General features: G+C 64.6%; 34 protein-coding genes. 16 read left to right on the top strand and 18 right to left on the bottom strand.

Translation table 11 applies throughout. The features are described 5' to 3' along the window. Window positions 1-21: 21 nt before the first annotated feature. From V2I30_RS10155 to V2I30_RS10100, 12 genes are all read right to left on the bottom strand, one after another. Window positions 22-600, bottom strand: coding sequence for a tail tape measure protein (locus V2I30_RS10155; RefSeq protein ID WP_330662042.1), 579 nt, complete (start codon window positions 598-600; stop codon window positions 22-24). Further along, entirely contained in the window at window positions 593-805 is a 213-nt protein-coding gene (locus tag V2I30_RS10150; RefSeq protein ID WP_330662041.1) for a phage tail assembly chaperone, read from the bottom strand. The genes V2I30_RS10155 and V2I30_RS10150 overlap by 8 nt, the downstream gene beginning before the upstream one ends. Next, the gene (locus tag V2I30_RS10145; RefSeq protein ID WP_330662040.1) at window positions 802-1,116 is read right to left on the bottom strand and encodes a gene transfer agent family protein; all 315 of its coding nucleotides are present in this window, start codon (window positions 1,114-1,116) and stop codon (window positions 802-804) included. The genes V2I30_RS10150 and V2I30_RS10145 overlap by 4 nt, the downstream gene beginning before the upstream one ends. After that, complete coding sequence (locus V2I30_RS10140; RefSeq protein ID WP_330662039.1) at window positions 1,113-1,520, bottom strand: phage major tail protein, TP901-1 family; 408 nt, start codon at window positions 1,518-1,520, stop codon at window positions 1,113-1,115. The genes V2I30_RS10145 and V2I30_RS10140 overlap by 4 nt, the downstream gene beginning before the upstream one ends. Window positions 1,521-1,559: 39 nt before the next feature. Continuing rightward, window positions 1,560-1,952 (bottom strand): DUF3168 domain-containing protein, encoded by a 393-nt coding sequence (locus V2I30_RS10135; protein ID WP_330662038.1) that lies wholly within the window; start codon window positions 1,950-1,952, stop codon window positions 1,560-1,562. A gap of 152 nt (window positions 1,953-2,104) precedes the next feature. Then, entirely contained in the window at window positions 2,105-2,662 is a 558-nt protein-coding gene (locus V2I30_RS10130) for a head-tail connector protein (protein WP_330662037.1), read from the bottom strand. 136 nt (window positions 2,663-2,798) lie between these two features. Continuing rightward, window positions 2,799-3,953: a phage major capsid protein gene (locus tag V2I30_RS10125; protein ID WP_330662036.1), complete on the bottom strand. Its 1,155-nt coding sequence runs from the start codon at window positions 3,951-3,953 to the stop codon at window positions 2,799-2,801. 86 nt (window positions 3,954-4,039) lie between these two features. Then, window positions 4,040-4,453 carry an HK97 family phage prohead protease gene (locus tag V2I30_RS10120; RefSeq protein WP_330662035.1) on the bottom strand — a complete coding sequence of 138 codons (414 nt, stop codon included), beginning with the start codon at window positions 4,451-4,453 and terminating at the stop codon, window positions 4,040-4,042. Further along, on the bottom strand, window positions 4,453-4,758 hold the full coding sequence (locus V2I30_RS10115; RefSeq protein WP_330662034.1) for a DUF6127 family protein: 306 nt from the start codon (window positions 4,756-4,758) through the stop codon (window positions 4,453-4,455). Before V2I30_RS10115 ends, V2I30_RS10120 begins: the two co-directional genes overlap by 1 nt. Next, window positions 4,755-5,912 carry a phage portal protein gene (locus V2I30_RS10110; protein ID WP_330662033.1) on the bottom strand — a complete coding sequence of 386 codons (1,158 nt, stop codon included), beginning with the start codon at window positions 5,910-5,912 and terminating at the stop codon, window positions 4,755-4,757. Before V2I30_RS10110 ends, V2I30_RS10115 begins: the two co-directional genes overlap by 4 nt. A 25-nt stretch (window positions 5,913-5,937) precedes the next feature. Beyond that, on the bottom strand, window positions 5,938-7,275 hold the full coding sequence (locus V2I30_RS10105; protein WP_442896925.1) for a DNA-packaging protein: 1,338 nt from the start codon (window positions 7,273-7,275) through the stop codon (window positions 5,938-5,940). Continuing rightward, entirely contained in the window at window positions 7,272-7,721 is a 450-nt protein-coding gene (locus V2I30_RS10100) for a hypothetical protein (protein ID WP_330662032.1), read from the bottom strand. The genes V2I30_RS10105 and V2I30_RS10100 overlap by 4 nt, the downstream gene beginning before the upstream one ends. Window positions 7,722-7,987: 266 nt before the next feature. On the opposite strand from V2I30_RS10100, the gene V2I30_RS10095 reads away from it, so the two are divergent. After that, a complete protein-coding gene (locus V2I30_RS10095; RefSeq protein WP_330662358.1) occupies window positions 7,988-8,602 on the top strand; it encodes a YqaA family protein in 615 nt (204 codons plus the stop codon). Between the two features lie 79 nt (window positions 8,603-8,681). Here V2I30_RS10095 and spt read toward each other — a convergent pair whose 3' ends face one another. Then, entirely contained in the window at window positions 8,682-9,917 is a 1,236-nt protein-coding gene (gene spt / locus V2I30_RS10090; protein WP_330662031.1) for a serine palmitoyltransferase, read from the bottom strand. Between the two features lie 16 nt (window positions 9,918-9,933). After that, window positions 9,934-10,176: an acyl carrier protein gene (locus tag V2I30_RS10085; RefSeq protein ID WP_330662030.1), complete on the bottom strand. Its 243-nt coding sequence runs from the start codon at window positions 10,174-10,176 to the stop codon at window positions 9,934-9,936. Window positions 10,177-10,320: 144 nt separating this feature from the next. Here V2I30_RS10085 and V2I30_RS10080 point away from each other — a divergent pair, with 144 nt between their 5' ends. After that, window positions 10,321-10,890 carry a Pycsar system effector family protein gene (locus V2I30_RS10080; protein WP_330662029.1) on the top strand — a complete coding sequence of 190 codons (570 nt, stop codon included), beginning with the start codon at window positions 10,321-10,323 and terminating at the stop codon, window positions 10,888-10,890. Here V2I30_RS10080 and V2I30_RS10075 read toward each other — a convergent pair. Continuing rightward, complete coding sequence (locus tag V2I30_RS10075; protein ID WP_330662028.1) at window positions 10,887-11,255, bottom strand: response regulator; 369 nt, start codon at window positions 11,253-11,255, stop codon at window positions 10,887-10,889. The two genes, V2I30_RS10080 and V2I30_RS10075, sit on opposite strands and share 4 nt — an antisense overlap. On the opposite strand from V2I30_RS10075, the gene V2I30_RS10070 reads away from it, so the two are divergent. Genes V2I30_RS10070 through V2I30_RS10050 form a run of 5 tightly spaced genes read left to right on the top strand, consistent with a single transcriptional unit; the run spans window position 11,145 to window position 14,628 of the window. Continuing rightward, window positions 11,145-11,630 (top strand): DUF3572 domain-containing protein, encoded by a 486-nt coding sequence (locus tag V2I30_RS10070; protein WP_330662027.1) that lies wholly within the window; start codon window positions 11,145-11,147, stop codon window positions 11,628-11,630. The genes V2I30_RS10075 and V2I30_RS10070 overlap by 111 nt on opposite strands. Then, window positions 11,627-12,256, top strand: coding sequence for an HAD family hydrolase (locus V2I30_RS10065; protein WP_330662026.1), 630 nt, complete (start codon window positions 11,627-11,629; stop codon window positions 12,254-12,256). Before V2I30_RS10070 ends, V2I30_RS10065 begins: the two co-directional genes overlap by 4 nt. Then, window positions 12,253-12,708, top strand: a complete 456-nt coding sequence (locus V2I30_RS10060; protein WP_330662025.1) for a RidA family protein — start codon at window positions 12,253-12,255, stop codon at window positions 12,706-12,708. Before V2I30_RS10065 ends, V2I30_RS10060 begins: the two co-directional genes overlap by 4 nt. A gap of 10 nt (window positions 12,709-12,718) precedes the next feature. Beyond that, complete coding sequence (locus V2I30_RS10055; protein ID WP_330662024.1) at window positions 12,719-13,486, top strand: glycerophosphodiester phosphodiesterase family protein; 768 nt, start codon at window positions 12,719-12,721, stop codon at window positions 13,484-13,486. Beyond that, window positions 13,483-14,628, top strand: a complete 1,146-nt coding sequence (locus tag V2I30_RS10050; RefSeq protein ID WP_330662023.1) for a GNAT family N-acetyltransferase — start codon at window positions 13,483-13,485, stop codon at window positions 14,626-14,628. Before V2I30_RS10055 ends, V2I30_RS10050 begins: the two co-directional genes overlap by 4 nt. Before the next feature lie 9 nt (window positions 14,629-14,637). On the opposite strand, the gene V2I30_RS10045 is transcribed toward V2I30_RS10050, so the two are convergent. Further along, window positions 14,638-14,964, bottom strand: coding sequence for a hypothetical protein (locus tag V2I30_RS10045; RefSeq protein ID WP_330662022.1), 327 nt, complete (start codon window positions 14,962-14,964; stop codon window positions 14,638-14,640). Window positions 14,965-15,288: 324 nt separating this feature from the next. Here V2I30_RS10045 and dksA point away from each other — a divergent pair, with 324 nt between their 5' ends. The 7 genes from dksA to kynU all read left to right on the top strand — a co-directional run bounded on the left by dksA (window position 15,289) and on the right by kynU (window position 21,046). Further along, the gene (gene dksA / locus V2I30_RS10040) at window positions 15,289-15,747 is read left to right on the top strand and encodes an RNA polymerase-binding protein DksA (protein ID WP_330662021.1); all 459 of its coding nucleotides are present in this window, start codon (window positions 15,289-15,291) and stop codon (window positions 15,745-15,747) included. Between the two features lie 207 nt (window positions 15,748-15,954). Further along, the gene (locus V2I30_RS10035; RefSeq protein ID WP_330662020.1) at window positions 15,955-16,335 is read left to right on the top strand and encodes a PilZ domain-containing protein; all 381 of its coding nucleotides are present in this window, start codon (window positions 15,955-15,957) and stop codon (window positions 16,333-16,335) included. Window positions 16,336-16,387: 52 nt separating this feature from the next. Further along, window positions 16,388-17,917 carry an ABC transporter substrate-binding protein gene (locus tag V2I30_RS10030; protein WP_330662019.1) on the top strand — a complete coding sequence of 510 codons (1,530 nt, stop codon included), beginning with the start codon at window positions 16,388-16,390 and terminating at the stop codon, window positions 17,915-17,917. Between the two features lie 80 nt (window positions 17,918-17,997). Next, complete coding sequence (locus V2I30_RS10025; protein WP_330662357.1) at window positions 17,998-18,387, top strand: DUF4112 domain-containing protein; 390 nt, start codon at window positions 17,998-18,000, stop codon at window positions 18,385-18,387. Between the two features lie 15 nt (window positions 18,388-18,402). Continuing rightward, window positions 18,403-19,194, top strand: a complete 792-nt coding sequence (locus tag V2I30_RS10020) for a tryptophan 2,3-dioxygenase (protein WP_330662018.1) — start codon at window positions 18,403-18,405, stop codon at window positions 19,192-19,194. Beyond that, window positions 19,194-19,820 carry an arylformamidase gene (kynB, locus tag V2I30_RS10015; RefSeq protein WP_330662017.1) on the top strand — a complete coding sequence of 209 codons (627 nt, stop codon included), beginning with the start codon at window positions 19,194-19,196 and terminating at the stop codon, window positions 19,818-19,820. The genes V2I30_RS10020 and kynB overlap by 1 nt, the downstream gene beginning before the upstream one ends. Continuing rightward, on the top strand, window positions 19,817-21,046 hold the full coding sequence (gene kynU / locus V2I30_RS10010; RefSeq protein WP_442896924.1) for a kynureninase: 1,230 nt from the start codon (window positions 19,817-19,819) through the stop codon (window positions 21,044-21,046). The genes kynB and kynU overlap by 4 nt, the downstream gene beginning before the upstream one ends. Window positions 21,047-21,390: 344 nt before the next feature. On the opposite strand, the gene V2I30_RS10005 is transcribed toward kynU, so the two are convergent. Together V2I30_RS10005 and V2I30_RS10000 are read right to left on the bottom strand one after the other, a co-directional pair. Then, window positions 21,391-22,131: a Crp/Fnr family transcriptional regulator gene (locus V2I30_RS10005; RefSeq protein WP_330662016.1), complete on the bottom strand. Its 741-nt coding sequence runs from the start codon at window positions 22,129-22,131 to the stop codon at window positions 21,391-21,393. Between the two features lie 146 nt (window positions 22,132-22,277). Then, the gene (locus tag V2I30_RS10000) at window positions 22,278-22,886 is read right to left on the bottom strand and encodes an HNH endonuclease (RefSeq protein WP_330662015.1); all 609 of its coding nucleotides are present in this window, start codon (window positions 22,884-22,886) and stop codon (window positions 22,278-22,280) included. Window positions 22,887-23,039: 153 nt separating this feature from the next. Here V2I30_RS10000 and gluQRS point away from each other — a divergent pair, with 153 nt between their 5' ends. Then, the gene (gene gluQRS / locus V2I30_RS09995) at window positions 23,040-23,912 is read left to right on the top strand and encodes a tRNA glutamyl-Q(34) synthetase GluQRS (protein ID WP_330662014.1); all 873 of its coding nucleotides are present in this window, start codon (window positions 23,040-23,042) and stop codon (window positions 23,910-23,912) included. Further along, the gene (locus V2I30_RS09990) at window positions 23,909-24,151 is read left to right on the top strand and encodes a hypothetical protein (protein WP_330662013.1); all 243 of its coding nucleotides are present in this window, start codon (window positions 23,909-23,911) and stop codon (window positions 24,149-24,151) included. The genes gluQRS and V2I30_RS09990 overlap by 4 nt, the downstream gene beginning before the upstream one ends. Window positions 24,152-24,159 lie beyond the last annotated feature (8 nt).

The raw sequence follows: 24,159 nt of genomic DNA, 5'->3' as shown, positions 1-24,159 counted from the left end.
GGCCGTCTTCCTTTCCGGTTCTCAGCGTTCGGCAAGAGCGCGGCGAACCGCGCTCGCGACCTGGCGCGACGAACGCCGCAATGCGGTGGGCGCCGCGGTGCCGCGCGGCGTCGACAATTGGATCGCGACATTGACGCCCTTCGCCGGGGCGGCATCGCCGGGATTGGCGGCGACCCGTCCGGAGCTTGTGGGCACGAACAATTCAGGCCCGCGCTCGCCGACAACATAGCCGCGACCGGGAGAAACCGGCCCGCCCGTGGCGCGTCCGGGTAGGCCGAGTAACGCGCCCAACGACTGTCCGACCAGACCGCTCAACCCCGAAGCCCCTCCGCCGCCGGGCAGGACCGAGCCGATCCCGGCATTGACGGCATGGGCGGCAATCGAATCGAGCGTGCGAAAGGCGATCTTGCGCAGGTCGTCGAAGCCGAGCGATCCGCGCCGCAGTGCGGACAGCAGCCCGCGTTCGAGGACGCCGCCCGCCTTGTCGAAGCCCGATACAAGCGAGTTGTCGAGCGCCCCGCGCATGGCCTCGACGTCGGACTTAAAGCCGTCGGTGGTGGCTCGCACGTCGATGACGAGCTCTTCGAAATTGTCATCCATTGGTGTCACGCTCCATCATTCGCTCGATCGTCTCGCGGCCTGGGGCGGCTAGGCCCTCATCGGTATCGGGCTGGGTAAGGGCGGCAATCAGTTCGGCGGGCGTTGCCTGCCAGAAATCTCGCGGGCGCCAGCCGAACAAGCGCGCGGCCAAGGCGAACCAGCGGTTCGTCGACGCGCGGAAATCCGCCGGCTCATCCTCGTTCACGATCGCCCTTGGAGGACCTGGCCGAGAATGGTTCTGACCGGTCCGAGTGCCGCCACCAGCCCGGCTTCGAGTATGGCTTCACCAACGGCCTCGCGGGCGGGGCGGGGATCGGCCTCCAGGCAGTGCCAGACGAGCGCTGTAACCTCGCGCAGCGCCAGGGACCCGTCGGATGCCCGCTCGACCAGGGCGAAGAGCGAGCCGATTTCCTCCTCGATTGCCACGAGATTCTCGAAGCTCGGACGCAGCGTGTAGTGCTGGCCGGCGATCGCAAAGGCGCATTCGCCGCGCAGCGGGTTGGCCGGGCGGCTCATGCCGGGAGGACCGGCCCGGAGCTCTCGAGCTGGAGCGTGTAGTTGCGCTCACCGTTGAAATCCCCCGAATAGTCGAGGCGCTGGACGAGGAAACGGCCGCGCAGGCGCTCGCCATCTTCGAAGGACAGCTCGTAATCGTCGATCGTCCCGGCAAGCGCATGAGCGCGGACTGCAGCTTCGGATGCGCTGCCGAGGAAAATTCCCGCTGCGCTGACCGAAACAGAGCGCGTGCCCGCGCCCGAGAGGAGGTCGCGCCAGCCTTCTGACTGTTTGTGCGTGATCGCGACGGGGTCGCCGTTGATCGTCATCTGCGTCGTGCGCATCCCGGCGACGGTTTCGTAGGCGATCGGAGAGCCTTCGTCGCCGATCTTGAGGAGGAAGGCGGATCCATTTTGCGCAGGCATAAAGATTACTCCGATTGGAATTGGTGTTTGGGACGGGTGTCAGGCGAGGGGGGCGAAAAGCCGGAACCGAAATTCGAGAAGCCCGCCGCGCAGATTGGCGGCACGCTCTTCGCTGCGCGCGCGCAGAAAGCGGATCGAGGCGACTTCGAAAGCGGGGTGTAAGGGCGGCAGATCGAGTACGCGCGCTTCGATCGCGTTCAGCAGCGCGCCGTCGGCGCCAGGATCATCGGTGCGGCTTTCAAGCTCGAGCGCGACGCGGATCTCGCGTCCGGCGCGTTCCTTGACGCCCCAATCGACCGAAGCGCTGGCGGCGATGCCGAGCCAGGGCGCACTGGCGCTGACCGGCGCTTCTTCTTCGATCGCGTTGATGGCGGCGAGGGCAGGATCGACGCGCAGCCATTCGACCAGCGCGGCGCGCAGGTGATTTTCCATGGTTCAGTCTCCTGCGAAATCGGGCCAGAGCGAGGACGGCGAATGCCAGTTGCTCGGCGATGCGTGGGGCGCTGCGCGGTGGCGCTTCGCCGCGGCAATTGCGCGTGCGTGAAGACACCGAGCGAGGCCCTCGCCGGGAATTGTCGCGGCGATCATGCCAGCCGCATTTCGCGCCAGGGCTGCCACAGCGCGCTGACGCTGGCGGGGGGCGGCGCGGATAGTTTGGAGCCCACGGTGCGATCGCGATCGCGGTAGTAATAGGCGCACAGGCGGATAATGCCCTGGCGCAGCGGAGTGGGGATCTCGTCCCAGGAGCCCGCGATCCCGACCCGGACCCTGACGGCGACTGCCTGCCCTTCGACCTCGCGCAGAAGGCGAAAATCGAGCCTGCCATCGGTTCGGATTTCCGCCTCGAACAAGCCGGGATCGACCGCATTGCGAATGCCGCTCTGCGCAACGGTCTCCGCGATCGAGAAAGAGGCGACCGGCCGCGACTTGAGGGTGTAGCTACCCGCAATCACCGGCACACGCTCTTCGACCAGCTGCGAGAGCGGAGCCCGCCCGATGAAGGCCTCGCACATCGCGACGCTCGATTGCAGCAGCTGGGCGAGCAGATCGTCTTCGGCGTCCCGCGTTATTCCAAGCCAGGCCTTGAGCTCGGCAAGCGCTGTGCTTCCGGCATCCGCCGGCTCTACGATTCTCCGCAACATCGCGTTCTCCCAAACTCGTGACTTCAGATAAAAGGACACCCGCACCGCGCGGGGGTGGGGCGCGGCGCGGGTGTGATACCGGGCGGCCGGCGAGAGGGTGTTCGCGGGCCGTCGCCGGGTTCTGGTGCGAGGCGGCCTAGGCCTCGATCTTGAGCAGCTTGATCGCGTTCGAATCGAGCACCTGTCCGCCCACGCGCTTGGTCGCGTAGAAATGGACGAACGGCTTGTTCGAGAACGGATCGCGCAGCACCCGGGTCGCGCTATGCTCGGCGATCAGATAGCCGTGACGGAAATTGCCGAAGGCGATCGGGAACTCGCCGCCCGCAACATCGGGCATGTCTTCGGCCTCGACCACCGGGTAGCCGAGCAGGCGATCGGGCTGGCCTTCGACCATCCCGGGCTGCCACAGGAACGCGCCGTCCGCGGTCTTGAGCTTGCGCACGGTGGCGAGCGTCGCCGAATTCATCACGAAGCTCGCGCCTTGGCGGTGGCCAGATTTGAGCGAGTGGATGAGGTCGATCAGCTTCGCCTCGGGCGCGGCATCGAAGCCATCGGCATCGCCCGATCCGATATACTGGACCGTGCGGAAGGCGCGCACGCCGTCCTCGGCGGTGCTGGTCGGCGAGCGCAGGAAGCCTTCGGGCTGGTTGACGCCGGTGCCGTCGACGAAGGCCATTCCTTCGGCCCGGGCGAATTCGATGGCGATCTCGTTCGCGAGCCAGCTCTCGATATCGAACGCCGCATCGTCGAGCATCGCTTGGCTCGCCGCCGGGTTGGCGTAAAGGTCGCCCGAGGGCGGGGCGATTTCGGCAAAGTCGGGCGTTTCGGTCTCGGGACGGGCGGCGGTTTCGCTGACCCAGCCCGAGGCGGTGCCACCGGTCGAAACCAGCTTGCGATAGCCCGACGTGCCAGTCTGGACGACTTGCGCGATCGAGCGGATCGGGCTGATCTCGGTCAGCTCGCGGGCGATCATTGCATCGATCGTGCGCGGCACGGCAAAGCCGCCATCGCTCGGCGTCACGCCGTTGATCGACTTGACCTGCGTTTCCTGGCCGCGGCGCAGATAGCCATCTACGAAGCCCTTGGCCTCGATGTCCGACGAATTGCCGCCGGCAATTGCCGGGCGGGAGGCAGCGCGCGAGACCTTGTCGAGCCGGGCCTTGACCTCGTCTACATCGCTGCGCAGCACCTCGATTGCGGCCTCGGCCTTGTCCTGACGTTGCACCAGGTCGAAGCTCTCCTCGAGCGGGTCGGTCGGCGTGCTGGAGGTTTGAGGGGTAGTCATATCCATGGGTAGTGAGCCTTTCTTGCGGGCATGAAAAAGGCCGCCGAAACGGCGACCGGCTGGGGGTCTTGCAAAGGGTAGGGCGCGCGGCGCTAACCGATCAGGTGAATACGGGCGCCATGTTGAAGCGGATGGGTGACAATGCTGACTTCGAACAGCTCGATCTCGAGCAATTCACGGCCCTTATCGTCGTGCCGGGCGCGCGTCGCGCGATAGCCAAAACTGAGCCCGCTGACGGTTCGCGCCGCGAGCATATTTGCAGCAAGGCTGGCCGGCGCTTCGATCCGTCCGATAACGCGCAGCCCCTTGGCATCTTCGGCCACGCTCTCGACCGTCCCGATGCGCTGATTGGCGCGGTGCTGCCAAAGCAGTGGAAAGGGCGTTTCCTGCCCCGCGATGCTGGTTTCAAACGCGCCTTTCCTGATCGTGTCGCGATCGGCATCGGGGATGTCGAACAGTCCGGCATAGCCTGCAAAGCGAAGCGGCTGGTGCGCTGGACCTGCCATCACAGGAGCTCCCACACGCCGAGCCGGACGGCGATGCCGATCAGCAAGGCGGCAAGAACGCCGCGCACCGCCCATTCGAGGAACGCCTTCCAGACGCTCGCCTTGGCATCCCGCCACGCCTGCAGCAGCTCGCGCAGCTCGTCGAGATCGTTCTCGGCATTGCGATCGCCGAGCCCGAGCCGATCGAGCGCGCGCTCGGTTGCCAGCTCCGTCGTCTCTTCGATCATGGCGCGCAGCGTCAGCGGCTGCGCGCCTTCTTCGCTGGCCTGCGCCATCAGCGCCGCGAGGGTTTCGGATCGGCTCACCGCGTTTCTCCCGCAGGCGCGAGGCCCAGCATCTCGCGCTTTTCGTCGTTCGAGAGGAAGTCGGCTTCGGAGACCTGCTTCCACAACCTCTCACGATCTTCGGAGAGCGCGGTGATGCGATCGAGATCGATCGCCAGCTCGCTATCCGGGAACCATGGCGAGAGGCCTTCGGCCAGGGCCGCGAAGAGCTTTTGCGCGAGCGGCAACAGGGTCAGGCGCCACAGGGCGCGGTTCGCCTCGCGATAGTTCGAATAGGTGTTGTCGCCAGGCAGCCCGAGCAGCATCGGCGGCACGCCGAAAGCGAGCGCGATCTCGCGCGCCGCCGCGCTCTTAAGGGTGGCGAAGTCCATATCCGCCGGGGTCATCGCCATCGACTGCCAGCGCAATCCGCCATCGAGCAGCATCGGGCGACCGGCATTGGCCGCGCCAGAAAAGGCGGTGTCGAGCTCGCACTTGAGCCGCTCGAACTGCTCCGCCGTCAGCCCCGCTCCATCGCCCGTTTCATAAACCAGCGCGCCCGACGGCCGCGCCGCATTCTCGAGCAGGGAGCGGTTCCAGCCGGATGCCGCATTGTGGATCGCGATCGCCTGGTTTGCCGCTTCGAGTGCACCGGCGCCGAGATGATCGTCGAGCGGGTGCATGGTGCGGATGGCGACGATGTTAGCCCAGCCCTCCTCGTCCACTACCGGCAACAGCAACCGGTCCCCGCCGACCGCATATTCGTAAGCGCATGGCCAGCCGTCGGCACCGGCGACTACGCTGACTCGGTCGGGGCGCAGCGCGAACAGCTCAACCGGTCGGCCCGCTGCATCCTTGATCACCTGAACGTAAGCATTGCCGTGCAGAAGCAGGTGCGTCGCCAGCGTTTCGACCAGCGACTGGCCCGCGCTGGTTGCGGCAACGAGTTTCGCGATCGGATCGTCCTTCGCCGTCAACGGCGCCTGTCCGACACCTTCGGCCACGATCCGGACCGCGCGCTGGGCGATCGGGTTGGCGAGATAGCCGTCCTCGATCGCGCGTTCGTAGCGATAGGGCTGCGCCTTGTCCGCGCAGGCGAAAGCGGGATGCCAGGTGGGCATCGATCCCGGGGCGAGCGGGACGCGGTTGCCCCCGGCGCCCTTGAAGGCGGTCAGCAATTGTTCGATCAGGGCCATGGTGGTTTCCTTCGAATGGCGCGCGTCAGAGCGATCGCACGCTGGGTTTGGCCGAGTGGCCGAGCATCAATTCGGTCAGCGCCCAGACCAGCGCATCGGCGCGGTCTGGCGAGCGGCCGGGACCGGCATAATCGCCGCCGATCATCAGCCCGCACATCTGGTCTTCGAGCTGCGCGAAGGTGCCCGCATGGGCGACCTTTCCCGCGGCGTAGAGCGCTGCCACCGGCTCGGCGCGCGCAACTTTTCCGCGGCTCGCATGAACCAGCTTCACCGGCAGCGCGGCATCGGCGGCGCGCAGGACGCTCTCGACCATTGCGCCGCCCTGATTGGCTTCGGCGACGACGCGGTCGGCGTTCCAGAGCTGTGCCGCATCGGCGACCGCGCGCGCCCAGCGGTCGGGCGCTGCGCGGCTCACCGAGCAATCGGCGAGGACCTGCGCCCTGCCGTCCTCGCACAGGCCGGCGACTACGATGCCGCATTCGTCGCCGCCTGCCGAGGCGGGGGGATCGACGGCGACGACGATCCGGCAAAGCGCGCCACCCTTCCTGTCGAGGCGGCAGCTTTCGAGGAGCGACCGGGTCCACAAGGCGCCCTCGAGATCGCGCAGAAACTCGCCCGAAATTTCCTGGCGCGCCAGTTGACTGCCCCCGAATTCCTCGTCGACCGCCGTCAGGAACTGCGCCGAAAGATTGGCGGCATTGTCGTAAGTCGAACCGCGGGTGATCGCCGAAGAACCATCTTGCTCGCCTTTGAGCAACCGCAGGACCAGCGGCACCGCGCGCGGCGTCGTGGTCACCGCGATGCGCGGATCCTCGCCGAGCCGCAAGCCCATCAGCAGATTGTCATAGGCGCGCGTGGCGCGCTCGTTCGCATTGGACCATTTGCCGATTTCGTCGCACCAGGCATGACTGAATTGCGGTCCGCGCAGGCTTTCGGGTTCGGCTGCGGAGAACAGCTGAACCTGAGCGCCATTGGCGAAGGTAAGGCGTCGCAACGAGGGTTCGAACAACGGTCTTTCGTCGGGCGGACAACAGGCGAGCAGCCCGCTCTCTCCCTCGACCATCACCGCCCGGGCCTCGGCGAGCGAGGCGGCGACCAGCGCGATGCGCGCATCGCAATGGCTTTCCGCTACGGAGCGGACCCATTCCGCGCCGGCGCGTGTCTTGCCGAAGCCACGTCCGGCGATGATGAGCCATCTCCGCCACGATCCCGCCGGCGCCAGCTGGGCGGGCCTTGCGAGCATGTTCCAATGATAGTCGAATGCGTTTCGCTCTGTGCCATTGAGCCTTTGCGAAACGGCGGCGATGACTTGGCCGCGAACATCCGGTTGCAGGTTCGCGAGCCATTCGAGCCAGCCGGTCACTTGGCCTCGCCTTGCCTTTCCTTCGTCTGGCGCACCTGGCGACGGATCGCTTCGACTTTGCTGTCGATCGACGCGCGCACTTCGGCGGCGCTGACATTGCGTTGCTGCGCCTGCGCCCGCGCGGCAGTGTCCCGGTGGGCGCTGAGCAGGCGGATGGCGTTGGCAAAATCGTACCTGTTCGCGCCTTCGGTTTGCATGTCGCCATCGCGCAGACGGCGCACGACCTCCAGCTCGAGGTGGAGGTAGCCTTCGTATAGCGCCGCCAGCCAGCGGCGTGCGAACTCGGCATCTTTGCGGCGCAGATTGTAGGCGGTGCTCGGCGCAATCCGCATTTTCGCGGCCGATTTGCGGACATTGGAGCTCTGGGCGAGATGTTCGAGAAACTGGGTCTGCCGCGCTTTGGTAAAGCGCGGTTCCGCGTCCCGTCGCGTGGAACGTGCAGCCATCATTGATCTCCATGCAAGGGAGGTTTGAAGCCGTATCGAAGGTTTGTGGAACGGTTCGGTGCGGAAGGGCCCGGCCTTGTCCGGGGCGAATCGCAATTATCCGACGTTGATCCCTGATTACCATAAAGCGTGACGATGTCAAGCATAAATAACCATTAAGGTTATAAGGACGGGCGACTTGCGCGGTGCGACGCGACGCCCTACGGCGCCGAACACCCTGAAGGAGCAAGGTTTTGCGCTGGCTGCACGCGATCTACAATTGGACGATGGACAAGGCGGCGCACCCACACGCAGTGTGGTGGCTGGCCTTCTTCAGTTTTATCGAATCGAGCTTTTTTCCGATCCCTCCGCATCCGCTGCTCGGTCTGATGTGCCTCGCAGCTCCCAAAAAAGCGGTCTATTTCGCCGCGGTCGCAACCATTGCGTCGGTGTTGGGCGGATTATTCGGCTACGCGATCGGCTATTTTCTCTACGAAGCCGTCGGCGCCTGGCTGATCGGTGTGCTCGGCCTGACCGAGAGTTTTCCCGTCGCCGCCTGCTATATCCGCGAACAAGGGGCGCTGGCCGTATTCTTCGCCGCGGGTACGCCGGTGCCGTTCAAGCTGATGACGATCACGTCTGGCTTTATCGAGATGGATCTCGTCACCTTCACCCTCGCGGCGCTGGCCGGGCGGGCGCTGATCTTCATGGTGGTTGGGGTCCTGTTCCAGATTTTCGGCGCGCCGATCAAGCTGGTGATCGACCGCTATCTCGGCTGGGTCACGACCGCCTTCGTCGTCCTCGTCGTCGTCGGCTTTGTCGCATTCGCGCAGCTGGCGGGCGGCGAGGACGACGAGGCAGGGGCGGGTCATGCCTGCGACGAGGTCACCGCAATAGAATGATCCGCGCGAGGCGTGGTTCGCTTATTCTACGCAATGAACCGATCCGGTCAAATCGATCTGGCGGCGGCGCGGATCATGATCAGGACAGGATGCCTGTCGCCTTGCCCGCCCGCTCGAACATGGCGAGGATCTCCTGCACCTCTTGTGCCGAATGTTCGGCGCAGAGCGAGCAGCGCAGCAGCGTCATGCCGGCAGGCGTCGCCGGGGGCCTTGCGAGATTGACGTAGAGACCCTCCTTCAGCAGAGCCTCCCACATCGCGGCCCCCTGCTGGAGATCGGGCATGATCACCGCGATGATCGCGCTCTGTGCCTCGTCGGTACCGATCTCGAAGCCGAGATCGCGCAGCCCCTTGTGCAGGATGCGGGAATTCTCCCACAGATGCGCGCGCTTGTTATCGCCGTGCATCAGCTTGCGGATCGAGGTCGCGGCGGTTGCGACCACGCTCGGTGGCAGGCTGGCGGTGAAAACATAGGGGCGACAGACCAGTCGCAGGATGTCGAACTTGGGATGGTTCGAGACGCAGAAACCGCCGACCGTGCCGACGCTCTTGGAAAAGGTGCCGATGATGAAATCGACATCCTCGATGACGCCCTGGTCTTCGCTGACGCCGCGTCCGTTCTCGCCGATAAAGCCCATGGAATGCGCTTCGTCGACGAGCACCATCGCGCCGTGTTTCTTGGCGATCGCGACCATTTCCTTGAGTGGCGCGACATCGCCGAGCATCGAGTAGACGCCTTCGAGGATGACGAGTTTGCCCGCCTCTTCCGGGATGCGCTTCAGGCGCTTTTCCATCGCCTCGACATTATTGTGGCGGAAAGGCACAATTTCGGCATTGCCCATCGCGCAGCCATCGTAGATCGAGGCGTGGCTATCGATGTCGAGGACGACATAATCGCCCTTGCCCGCGATCGTCGAGATGATCCCGAGGTTGGCCTGATAGCCGGTGGAAAAGACCATCGCGTGGTCCATCGCGTAGAATTCGCGGAGCGCGTCCTCGCACTCCTTGTGGCCCTGATAGGTGCCATTGAGCACGCGGCTGCCCGTCGTGCCCGTGCCGAAATCGCACAGGGCCTGGCGCCCCGCATCGATCACGTCGGGATCGAAGGTCATGCCCATGTAATTGTAGGTGCCGAGCAGAATGGTGTCGCGCCCGTTGCAGATCGCCCGGGTCGGCGAGAGCACCTTCTCCATCACCAGATTGTACGGATCCTCGACCCCGCTCGCGAGCAGCGTCTCGCGGGTCTCGATGATGTCGTCGAACTTGGAAAACAGGTCGCCCGAGGGTGCCTCGCTGACGGTTGCCGTATCGCTCATGGCCTTGCGGCTCCCTTCAATCTTTCTGCATCGCGTGAACCGCGCTTACCAGCTGGCCGTATTTCTCGATCTCGGCCTGCTGGTTCATCGTGATGATGATGTCGAACTCGTCTTCGATCTCGGCGACGAAATCCATCACCGTCAGGCTGTCGAATTCGAGGTCGTTCTGAAAGGTCGTCTCGTCGGTGATGGCGACGCCTTTCTTGTTGAACGGCTCGATCAGCGCTCGGATACGGGTGTCGACTTCGTCTTTGGTCATGAAGGGAACTGCCCATGCTGCGGGGCCGCAGCGGCCCTTCGGGGAGAGGTGTCGCACCTGCAAAGCGAAGCGGAGCCGAACTTGTCAAGCATCCGCCGCAGTGGCAGATCACGCGTGGAGGCCAGATATGGGGGCATCGGAAACGTGGCACAAGCAAAGCCTGAGATCGTAAGCGAACCGTCCGGCGAGATCGCTCCGGCAGCGAGCGAGCGCAAATTTTCCAATCATTCGATCCACCTCGTGCGCACCGCGCAGACGCAGACGCTGTCGCTGTCCTCGATGGCCGACAACAAGGCATCCATCCTGATCGGTGCGACCTTCGTCGTTTTCTCCATGTCGATCACCCAGCTGTTCGGCGAAGGCGTGACCTTTTCGGTCCTGGCGCTGGCGGCGACGGCGTTCATCTCCTCGCTCTTCGCGGTCATGTCGGTAATCCCCTCGGTCCCCAACGCGCCGGAAGACCGGGCGAATTTCAACTACCTCTTCTTCGGTCATTACACCGCGCTCAGCACCGAGGAGTGGACCGAGGAGATGCTCGACCGGTTCGAAACCGACGAAACCCTGTTCCGGACCATGCTGAAGGACATCCATCAAGGCGGCGCGGTGCTGGCGAAGAAGAAATACAAATATCTGAACTACGCCTATCGCTGCTTCGTCTGGGGCGTGTTCGTGACCTGGATCGTCTTCGCCTACGAACGGCTTACAATGTTCTAGTTCGGCAGCAGCGCCTTGACGGCGTTCATGAACGGCATGATCGACACCGGCTTGGCGAGATAGCCCGCCGCGCCCGCTTCCCTGATCCGCTCTTCGTCGCCCTTGCCGGCAAAGGCGGTGACCGCGAGCACCGGGATGTCGCGCAAGGTCCGATCCTTCTTCGCTGCGGTGATCAGGTCGACGCCCGATATGCCGGGAAGCTGGATATCCATGATGATGAGATCGGGGGACAGGTCGCGCGCCGTCGCCAGAACGTGATTGCCATCGGCGACCGGATCGACCGCGAAACCGTTTGCCACCAGCACGTCGCAGAACAGTTTTCGGTTGAGGTCGTTGTCCTCCACCACCATAATTCGCTTCGTCATCGAATTGCGTCCCGATCTGCGACCTGGGCGGCAGACTATCCCTCCAGCAAGGCCTTCACAATCCCCAAGCTCGAAGAACAGCGCACCGCCCACCGGCCCACGAGCGAGCCGCCGTCCGGCGCTTCGCAGCGCGCGGGCACGCTGGCGCTGGCGGCGCTCGGCTGGATCCTCGAGGACGAGGAGCGCGCGCAGCGTTATCTAGCGCTCACCGGCCTCGATCCCGACGCCTTGCGCACCGGGTTGGGCGAGCCGGCCATCTGGTGTTCGGCGCTCGATTTTCTCGCCAATCACGAACCCGATCTACTGCGCGCGGCCGAAGCGCTGGCGGTGACGCCCGAAGAACTGATCGCCGCACGGAAAGATCTGACCGCATGAACCGTCCCCTCATCATCAGCGATTGCGACGAAGTGATCCTGCACATGGTCGCCCACTTCAAGGAATGGCTGGAGGCGAGCCAGGGCATCGATTTCTCGCTAGCCGGCGGCAATTTCGGCGAGGCCCTGCGCTGGCAGGAGAGCGGCGAACTGCTCGAACCGGACGAGATCTGGAAAAAGCTCGGCGGCTTCTTCGACACCGAAATGGATCGGCAGCAGCCGATCGATGGCGCGATCGAGGCGTTGAACACCCTACGCGTACATGCCGATGTCGTTGTGCTGACCAATCTCGTCGATTTTCGCCGCGACGTGCGCGCGCAGCAACTGGCGAAACACGGGCTCGAGGCGAAGGTCTACACGAACCAGGGGCCCAAGGGTCCGGCACTCGCAAGGATCGTCGAGGAATATCAGCCTGCTCGTGCGATCTTCATCGACGACCTCGCCCAGCATCATGCCTCGGTCAAGGAGGTCGTCCCGGGCACCACATCGCTGCATTTCTGCGGCGAGGCGTTGATCGCGCCGCATATCGAATGTGCGCACAAGGCCGGACATGCCGAGGCCCGGATCGATCGCTGGTCCGAGGCGCTGCCATGGCTGATCGGACAATTGGAGGAGACAGCCGCATGACCATCAAGGAACGCCTGAACGAGCTCCGCATCGCCCTGCCGAAGGCCGCCGCCCCGGTCGCAAGCTATGTCCCCGTGGTTGTGCACGGCGGAATGGCTCACGTTTCCGGCCAGCTGCCGTTAATCGAGGGCAAGCTCGTGACCGGACGGCTGGGCGAAGACATTGATGTGGAGCGCGGCCAGGAAGCGGCGCGCGCCTGCGGACTCATGATATTGGCGCAGCTCGAGGCGGCGGGCGTGCTCGAACGGGTGGAGCGCGTGGTCAAGCTCGGCGCCTTCGTCAGCAGCACGCCCGGCTTCTCCGATCAGCCGAAGGTCGCCAACGGCGCCTCGGACCTGATGCAGGAGGTTTTCGGCGAGAAGGGCCGTCATGCCCGCGCGGCAGTCGGCGTGCCCGCGCTTCCGCTGGGAGCGGCGGTGGAGGTCGACGCAATCATCGCCCTGGCGGGGTGATGCGGGCCTGATGACCGACACCGCGCCCGCCCCTGCCCAAAAAGCCGATCCTGCGAGCAGCCGTGCCCCGGACTGGTTGACACGATGGGAGTTCGCCCATCGCGGCCTCCATTCGCCGGGCGTACCGGAAAATTCGCTCGCCGCCGCAAAGGCAGCGATGGCGGCGGGCATGGGCGTCGAATGCGACGTCCAGCGTAGCCTCGATCGTCAAGCGATGGTGTTTCACGACTGGGACTTGGCGCGGCTGACCGATGTGACCGGGCTGACCGAAGTCTTCAATGCCGCCGAGCTCGAGGCGATGGTTCTGCAGAACACCGACGAACGGCCCTCGCGGCTCGGAACGCTGCTCAAAATCGTTGGCAGCGACGTCCCGATCCTCGTCGAGATCAAGTCGCGCCCGGGCTACGAGGTCAAAGCGACCTGCGAGCTTACCGCCGAGGTGCTCGAAGGGTATGACGGCGAATACGGCGTCATGAGCTTCGATCCGCGCGCTGTGCGGTGGTTCGCGCGCCATTCGCCGGCTATGGTGCGCGGGCTCGTCTGCACCGATACGCTTGATCTCGGCTTTCTCGGCGTCTGGCGGCAGGAAGGCATGATCGAAGCCGCCGATCCGCATTTCCTCGCGGTCGACATCCGCGATTTGCCAAACACCTTTGCACGGCTCTGGCGCGAAAGCGGGCGCCCGCTGCTCGCATGGACGGTGCGCTCGCCCGAACTGCGCGAACTCGCGCTGCGCGAAACTGACGCCCTGATCTCCGAAGGCGAGGGGCTTGCGTGAGCGATGACGCGCGCGAACTGACGGTGCGCCTCGCACCCGGCGTGGCGAGCCTCGATGCCGATCAATGGAACGCGCTGGGCGGGCATGAAAACCCCTTCGTCGCCCACGAATTCCTCAGCGCCATGGAAGATTCGGGCAGCGTCGGGCCGGGGACCGGCTGGGACCCTGTGCCGATCACGATCACCGACGCCGAGGGTCGCCTGCTCGCCGCCATGCCGAGCTATGCCAAGGGCCACAGCCAGGGCGAATATGTCTTCGACCATTCCTGGGCCGATGCGCTGCACCGCGCCGGGGGCAGTTATTACCCCAAGCTGCAGATCGCCGCGCCCTTCACGCCCGCAAGCGGACCGCGCCTGCTTCTCAGCGACGACAGCCTCGCCGAGCCGCTTCTGAAAGGCGCCGAGATCGTGTGCGAGCAGAACGGCCTCTCCAGTGCCCATGCGACCTTTATCGAGCCGTCGCAGATCGGCCTGTTCGAAGCGCAGGGCTGGTTGATGCGCAGCGACATCCAGTTCCACTGGCTGAATCGCGATTATGACAGCTTCGACGGCTTTCTCGCCGATCTCGCCTCGCGCAAACGCAAGAACTTGCGCAAGGAGCGCGCCGCCGCGCAGGAGGGGTTGCGGATCGAGCGGCTAATGGGCGAGGACATCGCTCCCCACCATTGGGATGCGTTCTGGGTCTTTTACCAGGACACCGGCGCGCGCAAATGGGGCACGCCCTATCTGACGCGCGAGGCCTTCACCCTGCTAAGCGAGCGCATGGGGGAGCGCATCGTGCTCATCCTGGCCTTCGAGGACGGCGAACCGATCGCCGGCGCGCTCAACTTCGTCGGGTCGGACGCGATCTACGGGCGTTACTGGGGTTGCACGCGCGATGTGCGCTTCCTGCATTTCGAGCTGTGCTATTACCAGGCGATCGACATCGCCATCGAACGTGGACTGTCACGGGTCGAGGCGGGCGCACAGGGCGGACACAAGCTGGCCCGCGGGTACGAGCCGGTGCAGACCTGGTCGGCGCATTGGCTGGCGGATCCGGGTTTTCGCGCCGCGGTCGCCGATTTCCTCGAGCGCGAGCGAGAGGGCGTCGACGCCGATCAGATCGTTCTGAATATGCGGACCCCGTTCAAGAGGGGCGAATAAGCCCTGTCCTCACGCGGCGCGGCGCTCCTCGGCGAGCCATTGCCGCGCGCGGCGCTGTGCTTCGGCGATTTCGCGCGCGGTCATCTCGTCGGAGACATCGGCCCGGCACTGCGCCGCTTCCTCGTGCCCGCGCGAAGCGGCGAGGTTGAACCATTTGTGCGCTTCGACAAGGTCGCAGGCGATATCGTCCGAACCGGTCGAATAAGCGACGCCGAGATCGAACAGCGCGCCGACATCGCCGGTTATCGCGTCGGCGAGATAGCCGGCGATGGCAAGATCGACGCCGCCCGCCCCGAGCGGCTGGGCATCGTGAAAATTAACAGACTTCAGTTCCATCGGGCATTCCCCATTTCTCGCCGGTCCGACCCCCGTTTGCAGCGAACCGCGGTGCACCAGACCTCCCGGATCGTGGTCAACAAAACGTTAACGAGGCAGGCCTTTTTGTGCGGACCGCCCTTCTACAGCCGAACCTCATCCAACGTTTCACCCCCTGCAGCCGCTTGCAAAGGCAGGTCGCCACCGAACTTGCTTGCGGGTCGGGGGCGACGTGCCTATAGGCCGCGGGCGTCGCGCCTGCCCAACGCGAAGGGCAGGCAGGGCTTTGCATTACGGGCCGCTTGGTGGGGCTGGTCGGATAGGTTCGGGGTTCAACACAACCACATGTCAGCGGCCGCTTCCAAAGAGATCGAAATCGTCGAGAATGCCCGCAAATTGCTCGGCGAGAATTATGTCCCGAGCGACGACGAAGACTATATGAACGAGCGGCAGCAGGCTTATTTCCAGATGCTGTTGATTGAGTGGAAGCGTTCGATCCACGACGCCGCCGGGCAGACCTTGCAATCGCTGGCCGACGGTCCGATCCGCGAAGCCGATCTGAACGATCGCGCGTCAAGCGAGACCGATTGGGGCATCGAATTGCGCACCCGCGATCGGCAGCGCAAGTTGGTCGGCAAGATCGACGCCGCCCTGCGCCGGATCGAGGAGGGCGAATACGGCTATTGCCAGGTCACCGGCGATCCGATCGGTCTCAAGCGACTGATCGCGCGGCCCGTGGCGACGATGACCGTCGAAGCGCAAGAAGCGCATGAACGCCGCGAAAAGGTCTCGCGCGACGATTGAGCCGCGCCGCGGCAGGCGGGTCTTTCCGGTTCGCCGAACAGGCGTGCCAGTTTGAGACGCGCCGCTCTTTCGACACCACGCAAGGCGATAAATTCATATCTCGTTTACCGCGATGACCTAGTCGGCAAAGTGGGTCGCGCGATAGATGGGCGCGTTCAGGATATGCGCGGGGAAACGCGCAATCGCATCGCAGGAGGCGCACGGGGAATGTCAGGTCTCGAAACACGTACAGTATCGCGCGACAGCTTGTTTCTGCTCGCCAATATCCGCGTCGAAGACGGCGAGGATCAGCACCGCGTGCGGGTCCGCAACCTGTCGGACGGCGGCATGATGGGCGAAGGCCCGATCAGCGTCAGCCGCGGCAACCGGGTCAAGATCGCCCTGCGCAATATCGGAGAAGTCGACGGCAGCGTCGCCTGGGTTCAGGATCAGCGTTTCGGCGTCGCTTTTGACGAGGAAGTCGATTCGCAAGCTGCGCGTCGGCCGGTCGCCGGGGCGCAGAAGATCGCGGAGCCGGGCCGGGACGTGTCGCATGCACATCGCGCGCCGCCGGCACGGGCCGGGTCATCGCAGTTGCGCAAAGTCTAAATTTCCGCGCTCGCGACGCTCGAACCGGCGTTGCGCGAGCGTTGCAGCGAAGGTGACACTGGCCTCCAAGGCCGAACCTGCTAACCGCACGGGCGTGACCCGTTCTTCGCTCCTCTGGCCTATCACCCTGGCTCTTTGCGCCTGCGGGCCCGCGGCCGACAGCGGACCGGTCGACGTGGCGATCATCGGCGACGGGAACGACCTTTTGCAGGGCGGCGTTCGGCTTTCCTTCGCCGGGCAACATATGCGCGCGGCCACCGGCGCGGGGCTGGTCGCGCTCGACGAGGCGGGACAGGTCGTCCCGGCGCTTGCCGAACGCTGGATCGTCACCGACGACGGGCTGAGCTACATCTTCCGCCTGCGCGATGCCGAATGGGCGGATGGCGAACCGATCGAGGCGCAGGAAGTCGCCGCACTCCTGCGCGAAGCGACCGCGCGTCTCGCGGGCACGTCGCTCGGCCTCGACCTTGCGAAACTCACCGAAGTGCGCGCGATGACGGGGCGGGTCATCGAGCTCAGGCTTTCAAGCCCGATGCCCGAATTCCTGCGACTGCTCGCCCAGCCTGAGTTGGGTCTTGAACTGCGCGGGAGCGGGGCGGGGCCGATGTTCCTGGCGCTCGGCGAAGATGGCGCGCCCGCGCAGCTTTCTACCCAGCCTGTACGGGCGAGCGACGAGGACGCGAACAGGAACGAGCCGGACCGCGTCGTCCGCGGCGATGGCTCGCGCCGGCTCGAGGTGCGCAGCATGGATGCGCGCGCAGCGATCGACGCCTTCACGGCCGGGGACACCGACCTCGTCCTGGGCGGCACGCTTGCCTCCTTTCCGATGATCGAGCTCGGCCCGCTGTCGCGCGGCACCGTTCAGGTCGATCCGGCGCTCGGCCTGCTCGGCCTCGCCATCCGCCGCGAAACGGGGTTTCTCGCGGCGGCGGAGCGGCGCGAGGCACTGTCGATGGCGATCGAGCGCGAGGCGCTGATCCAACCATTTGGTCTTGGCGGCTGGCGCGCAGCGACCTGGATCGTCCCGCCCGAACAATTCGCCCCGCGGCAATATGCCGAAAGCCGCTGGGGAGGACTTTCGATCGATCAGCGCCGCAGTCAGGCGCGCGCCCGCGTCGAACGGTGGGAAGCGCAGACTGGCCAGGAGGCGCGGGTCAGTGTCGGCCTGCCGTCCGGCCGCGGAAGCGAGTTGCTGTTTGCCGGACTCGCTGCCGCGTGGGAGGCAATCGGGGTGACCGTCATTCGCACTGATATGGATGAAGGCGCCGATCTCGAATGGATCGACCGGCTAGCGCGCTATTCCTCGCCGCGCTGGTATCTCAACCAGTTCAACTGCACCATTGCGATCGGTCTGTGCTCGCCCGAAGCCGACGATCTGGTGGAACAGTCGCTGACCGAGCGCGACCCTGCCGCCAAAGAGGCCCTGCTCGCCTCCGCTCACGCGCAGTTGATGGCGGACGAGGTCTTCGTGCCGCTGGGAGTGCCGGTGCGCTGGTCGCTGGTGCGCGGCTCGATCGACAATTACCTCGCCAATCCCTGGGGGCTGCATCCGCTGTTCCCGCTCTCGCAACCCGCCGATTAGTAGGCTAGGGAGCCGTTATGACGTCGCAAGACCCCGATCCCCTGAACCGGGAGCCTTTCGCCAATGAGCGCGCACGCCCGATGGGCCTGACGCTGCCGATGGGCAATGATCCGCAGGCGGTGCGCGCCCGGATCGAGGCGATGGAGAAGCTGCTCGAGCGCAGTTTCACTGTGCCCGGCACCAACTATCCGATCGGTCTCGACGGTCTGATCGGGCTGATCCCGGTGGTCGGCGATGTCGTCACCACCGCGCTTGGCGCCTACGTGATCTGGGAGGCGCGCAATCTCGGCCTGTCGAAATGGCAGCTTACCCGGATGGGCGCGAATGTCGCTTTCGACACCGCGCTCGGTCTCATCCCGATCATCGGCGATGCGGCGGATTTCGTGTTCAAGTCGAACACCCGCAACCTTCGCATCCTGCGCAAGCATCTCGACAAGCATCATCCGCAAACGCGGATCATCGAAGGCTAGGCGAGGGGCGCGGGCATGTCAGGGCCGATCACCTATGCGGGCTATCTCGATCTGGAGAAGGTGCTGAACGCCCAGCATCCTTCCTCGAACGCGCATGACGAGATGCTGTTCATCGTCGTCCACCAGGCGAGCGAATTGTGGCTCAAGCTGTGCCTTCACGAACTCACGGCAGCGCGCCAGGCTATCGAGGCGGACGATCTTCGCCCCGCCTTCAAGATGCTGGCCCGGGTCGCGCGCGCGCAGACGCAGCTGATCCATAGCTGGGACGTGCTGAGCACCATGACCCCGCACGATTATTCGCAGGTGCGCCCGTTCCTGGGAACCTCTAGCGGCTTCCAGTCGGCCCAGTACCGGATGATGGAATTCATGCTCGGCGGACGCGATGGTAAACATGTGCGACTGCACGAAAAGGCCGGCGACTGGTCGCAGCAGCTGGAGCGCGAGATGCGGCGCGACAGTCTTTACGATGCGGCGATTGCCCTACTGGCGCGCCGCGGCTTCGCCATCGACGAGGAGGCCCTGAACCGCGATCCGGGTGCGCCCTACCGCCACAATGACAGCGTCGAGGGTGCCTGGGCGCAGATCTATCGCGAGCCGGGAGAACACTGGGATCTCTACGAACTCGCCGAAAAACTGGTCGATCTCGAATATCACTTCCAGCGCTGGCGCTTTGGACATTTGAAGACGGTCGAGCGGATCATCGGCTTCAAGCGCGGGACGGGCGGGACACCGGGCGTTCCCTACCTCGCGGGCGTCCTCAAGCAGGCGTTCTTTCCCGAATTGCTGAGCGTCAGGACGGCGATTTGATGACGCGGCGCATCCGCGACATCTCGCAAAAGCTATATCCCGGCCTGCCGGTCTGGCCCGGCGACACGCCGTTCGCGCAGACGCGGACCTGGCAGATGCAGGCGGGGTCTCCGGTCAATGTTTCGGCGATCACCTTGTCGACCCATAGCGGCGCCCACGCCGATGCTCCGCTGCATTATGCCGAAGGCGCGGCGGATATCGCCGCGGTCGCGCTCAATCCTTACATCGGCGAGTGCCTGGTGGTCGATGCGCGCGGCGCAGGAGCCTTGATCGAGGCGAGTGTTCTTCCGTCGGGAGCGCTGCCGCCGCGCTTGCTCCTGCGCACCTTCGACCAATTCCCGCATGACGACTGGCCCACCGAAACGGCCGCCATCGCGCCTGCGACGATCGCCGAATTGGCAGAGCGCGGTGTGAGACTGGTGGGCATCGACACACCCTCGATTGACCCGCAGGATTCCAAGATCATGGCGGCGCACAAGGCCGTGCTCGAACATGATCTGCGCGTGCTCGAAGGGCTGGTGCTCGACCACGTGCCGGCGGGTCGCTACGAGCTCGTCGCCCTGCCATTGCCGATTGCGGGCGGCGACGCGTCTCCGGTGCGTGCAATCCTGCGGGATCTCGTATGAGCGAGGCGATCATCGCGCAGACCCGGGAGCTGGACGCGGCCGATCCGCTTGGGCAATTCCGCGGCGAGTTCATCCTTCCAGGCGACATCGTCTATCTCGACGGCAATTCGCTGGGCGCGCTGCCGCGGCGCACGCCGGAAGCGATGCGCCGCGCGGTCGAAGAGGAGTGGGGACAGGGGCTCATCCGCAGCTGGAACGAGGCCGGCTGGTTCGAGATGGGCGCCCGTGTCGGCGGCAAGATCGCCCCGCTAATCGGCGCGCATCCGCACGAGGTCATCGCCTGCGATTCCACCAGTGTGAACCTCTTCAAACTGATCGCCGCCGGGTTGCAGATGCGACCTGGGCGCAATGTCGTGCTGTCCGAACCGGGCAATTTTCCAACCGACCTTTACATGATCGAAGGACTGGAGCGGCAGGGGCTCGCCAGCCGGCGGCTGGCAGAGCGCGAAAAGCTCGCCAAGGCGCTGGACGAAGATGTCGCGGTGCTGATGCTGACCCATGCGCATTACAAGACGGGCGAATTGTTCGACATGAAGGCGCTTACCGAGGCGGCGCATCGGGCGGGCGCGCTGGTGCTGTGGGACCTCTCGCATTCGACCGGGGCGCTGCCGGTCGACCTCGCCGGTGCCAAGGCAGACTTTGCGGTCGGTTGCGGTTACAAATATCTATGCGGCGGCCCGGGCGCCCCGGCTTTCGCCTATGTCGCCGAGCGGCATCACGCGGCGCTCGCCCAGCCGCTCACCGGCTGGTTCGGCCATGCCCGCCCCTTCGTCTTTTCCGACGATTATGAAGGCGCGCCCGGCATCGAACAGCTGCAATGCGGCACCTCGCCGATCCTAGGTCTGACCGCGCTCGAAGTGGGCGTCGATCTGATCGCCGAGATCGGAGTCCGACGGCTTCATACGAAGTCGCAAGCGTTGTCGGAGTTCTTCCTGCAATGTCTGGCGGAGCTGGGGATAGATCTCGAACTCGTGAGCCCGGCAGCGTCGCATGCGCGCGGTAGTCAGTTGTCCTTCCGGCATGACGAAGCCTATTCCATCTGCCAGGCCCTGATCGCGCGCGGCGTGATCGGCGATTTTCGCGATCCCGACATTTTGCGCCTGGGCTTCGCGCCGGCCTATCTGCGGTTCGAGGACATGGCTACGGCGGCAATGCAGCTCGCGCAGGTTCTGGCGCAAGAGGAATGGCGCAGCGAGGACATCGGGCGCCGGGCGACGGTCACCTGACACATATTGTCGTTCGAGCGGCGAAGGGTTCGATCGCCATCATTTGATAATGCACAAAAGACACCATTAGTTAGATTATCTGCGGATGGTTTGCGCCTTTTGGAGGAGTGGCGGCTCGGCTTTGAAATTGCGCATGGCGGGCGGGTGGACGCCCGGTCGTGCGCCGCCGACCCCCCATCGTCTCACCGAGGCCGGGAACCTTCATGACGAACGAGCGGCACTTGCAAGGGCTGCAACAACGCGAACTTATCGAACGTTGGTGGGCGATCGGACAGGTGGCAGAGCCGGGTTACGCAGAAACCCCTGTCGCCGCCCCGCCGGGCTTCCCCGAGTCTGGCGGGGTCCTAGTTCGCCTGAAAATCGTCCTTGAACCAGTTGAGATCGAGATCGTCGTACCGATCGTGAAAATGGCTCATTTCGCGCAGGCGTTGGAGATCGAGAATCTTGATCGTTTCGCCCGAACGCCGTACCAGCCTTTCCTCGTAGAAACTGCGGATCAATCGGTTGACCTGTACTTCCGTCAAGCCGATCGCGTCGCCGATCTGCGACTGGGTCAGGCCGAGCACGAATTCGCGCTCGAACTGCGGCCGTGTCAGGTTGAGGCGGGCGGCAATCTCGAGGATCAGTCCGGCGAGCCGCGCCTTGCCGCGCGTTCGTCCGATCGACACCAGCCGATCGTTGAGGATCGCGTTTTCGAGCGCGGCGAAGGTGTAGAAGATCGCCGCCACCCGCGGAGTGTAGCGGAACGCGTCGATCAGCCTCTGCCGCGGGAAGAGGTAAATCACGGCGTCGCGATGCACGGTGATCGACTGCGTCGCGATCTCGAACGGAATATTCGCGGTTCCCACGATGTCGCCGGCAAAATAAAGCCTGGTTATGGCGCGTTCGCCATTGGAAAGTTCGGATGAGGCGAACAACCTTCCGCTTTCGACCACGAAGAGCTGGTCCGGCTCGTCGAAATCGCCAGCGACCAGCAAAGTGCCCGTCGGACATTCGCGGCGCGTCATCGCGAGCCCGCGGAAAGAGGTCTCTTCCTCAGGCCTCAGCGGTGTGATCCTGCCATATTTGGCGAGCAAGGTTTCCATTATTCCCCCAACCCTGTTTTTGTTGCACCTGTCGCGCGCGAACGCGCCGTGGACGCTTACCGGTCCTCGTTGGCATGGCGGGGCCGTGCAAGAAAGTCTTATTTTCCGGCACGTTCGTTACGCGCGGCGGCCGGAGACCGATTGGATTACGCTTCGAGTTCGATGTCCCAATAGAGCCAATCGCGCCAAGTTTCGTGCAGGTGGTTAGGCGGGAAGAGCTTGCCGTGCTGCTGCAATTGCCAGCTGGTCGGGCGGATCGGTTTCATCCGTACGGGCATGCGGGCCTGGCCTGGGGTCCTTCCGCCCTTCTTCATGTTGCACGATGCGCAGGCGGTAATGATGTTTTCCCACGTCGTCTTCCCGCCCAGCCGCCGCGGAATGACATGGTCGAAAGTGAGGCTTTCCGCGCTGCCGCAATATTGGCACTGAAAGCGATCGCGCAGGAAAACGTTGAAGCGGGTGAATGCAGGAAACTGGCTCTGCTTCACATATTGCCTGAGCGCGATCACCGAGGGGATCTTCATGTCGAGCGAGGGCGAATGAACCTCGCGTTCGTAGCTTTCGACAATGTCCACCCGATCGAGGAACACCGCCTTGATCGCGGTCTGCCAGGGCCAGAGCGAGAGCGGGTAATAGGAGAGCGGGGTGTAATCGGCGTTGAGCACGAGCGCGGGGCAGGCCGCCAGATTGCGCGTCGGATCTTCCTCGGCGCTGCGGAACCGTGCGGTTTTCTCGATCAGTTCGGCCTGAAACACTTGGAAATGCTCCTCCCTGATTGACGCGAACATGCCGTGGCAGGCGAAAGAGTCAAAGCCATGACGCTGTTCATATCCACAGGACCCGGCTGTGGACGAGTTGTGGGCCAGCTGTGGATAGCATGTCGATAGAAGCTGTGGCACCCTGAGGCGATGAAGGAAGCGCCCCTCGTCACGCGTTTCGCGCCCAGCCCGAACGGCCGGCTGCATCTGGGCCATGCCTATTCCGCGATCGTCGCGCACGATCTGGCGCGGGCGGCGGGAGGCGAATTCCTGCTGCGGATCGAGGATATCGACGGCCCGCGCTCGCGCAACGAACATGCCGACGAATTTCGCCGCGATCTCGAATGGCTGGGGCTCGAATGGCTCGAAGTGCCCGCGCAGTCGACCCGGCTCGCGCAATATCGCGCGGCGGCCGATACGCTGCGCGAACGCGGCCTGCTCTATCCGTGTAGCCTGACCCGGCGCGAGATTGCCGCGCTGCCGTCGCGGATCGGCGAGGATGGGGTGCAATATCCCGGATCGGCTCGGGGTATGAGCGACGATTGCGACATGAGCGACCCGAACGGTGGAGCGGCACTTCGGCTGGATATCGACCGCGCGATGGAATGGGTCGGCGATATCGTCTGGAGCGATCGGGTCCACGGCAATGCGATCGCCGATCCGCGCATGTTCGGCGATGTCGTGCTCGTGCGCAAGGACCTGCCGGCGGTCTACCACCTCGCCGTGACGCTGGACGATGCGAGAGACGGGGTGACGCTGGTGACGCGCGGGCGCGATCTGCTCGAGGCGACGCATATCCACCGCGTGTTGCAGGAATTGCTCGAACTGCCCGTGCCGCAATGGCATCATCACGACCTGATTCTCGATGAGAACGGCGAAAAGCTGGCCAAGAGCAAGGGCTCCGCCGCGCTTGCCGAGCGGCGCGAAGCGGGAGAGGACGGGCACTTGCTCGCCGAGCAATTGCGGTTGCGCGCGCCGCGATCTTGGAACTTGTCGCGCGCAGTCCCATTTAATCAGGCATGAACTATATCCTCATTCCGCTCCTCGCGATCCTTTGCATCATGGTCGTCGTGTCGCTGGTGCGCGGCGTCGTCGCATTTCTCAAGACGACCAAGATCGACCTCGAAAGCGGCGAGGGCGAGACCGTCACCGAAATGCAGATGATGCAGAACAAGGCGATGTTTGCGCGGATCAAGTATCAGGCGATGGCCATCGCGGTGGTCGCGGTGATTGCGCTGCTGGCCGGCGGGGCCGCCGACTGAGCGCGCTT

It is taken from the genome of Erythrobacter sp., from assembly GCF_036351135.1.
Classification (GTDB): domain Bacteria; phylum Pseudomonadota; class Alphaproteobacteria; order Sphingomonadales; family Sphingomonadaceae; genus Erythrobacter.
This window is presented reverse-complemented; position numbering and strand designations above follow the sequence as displayed.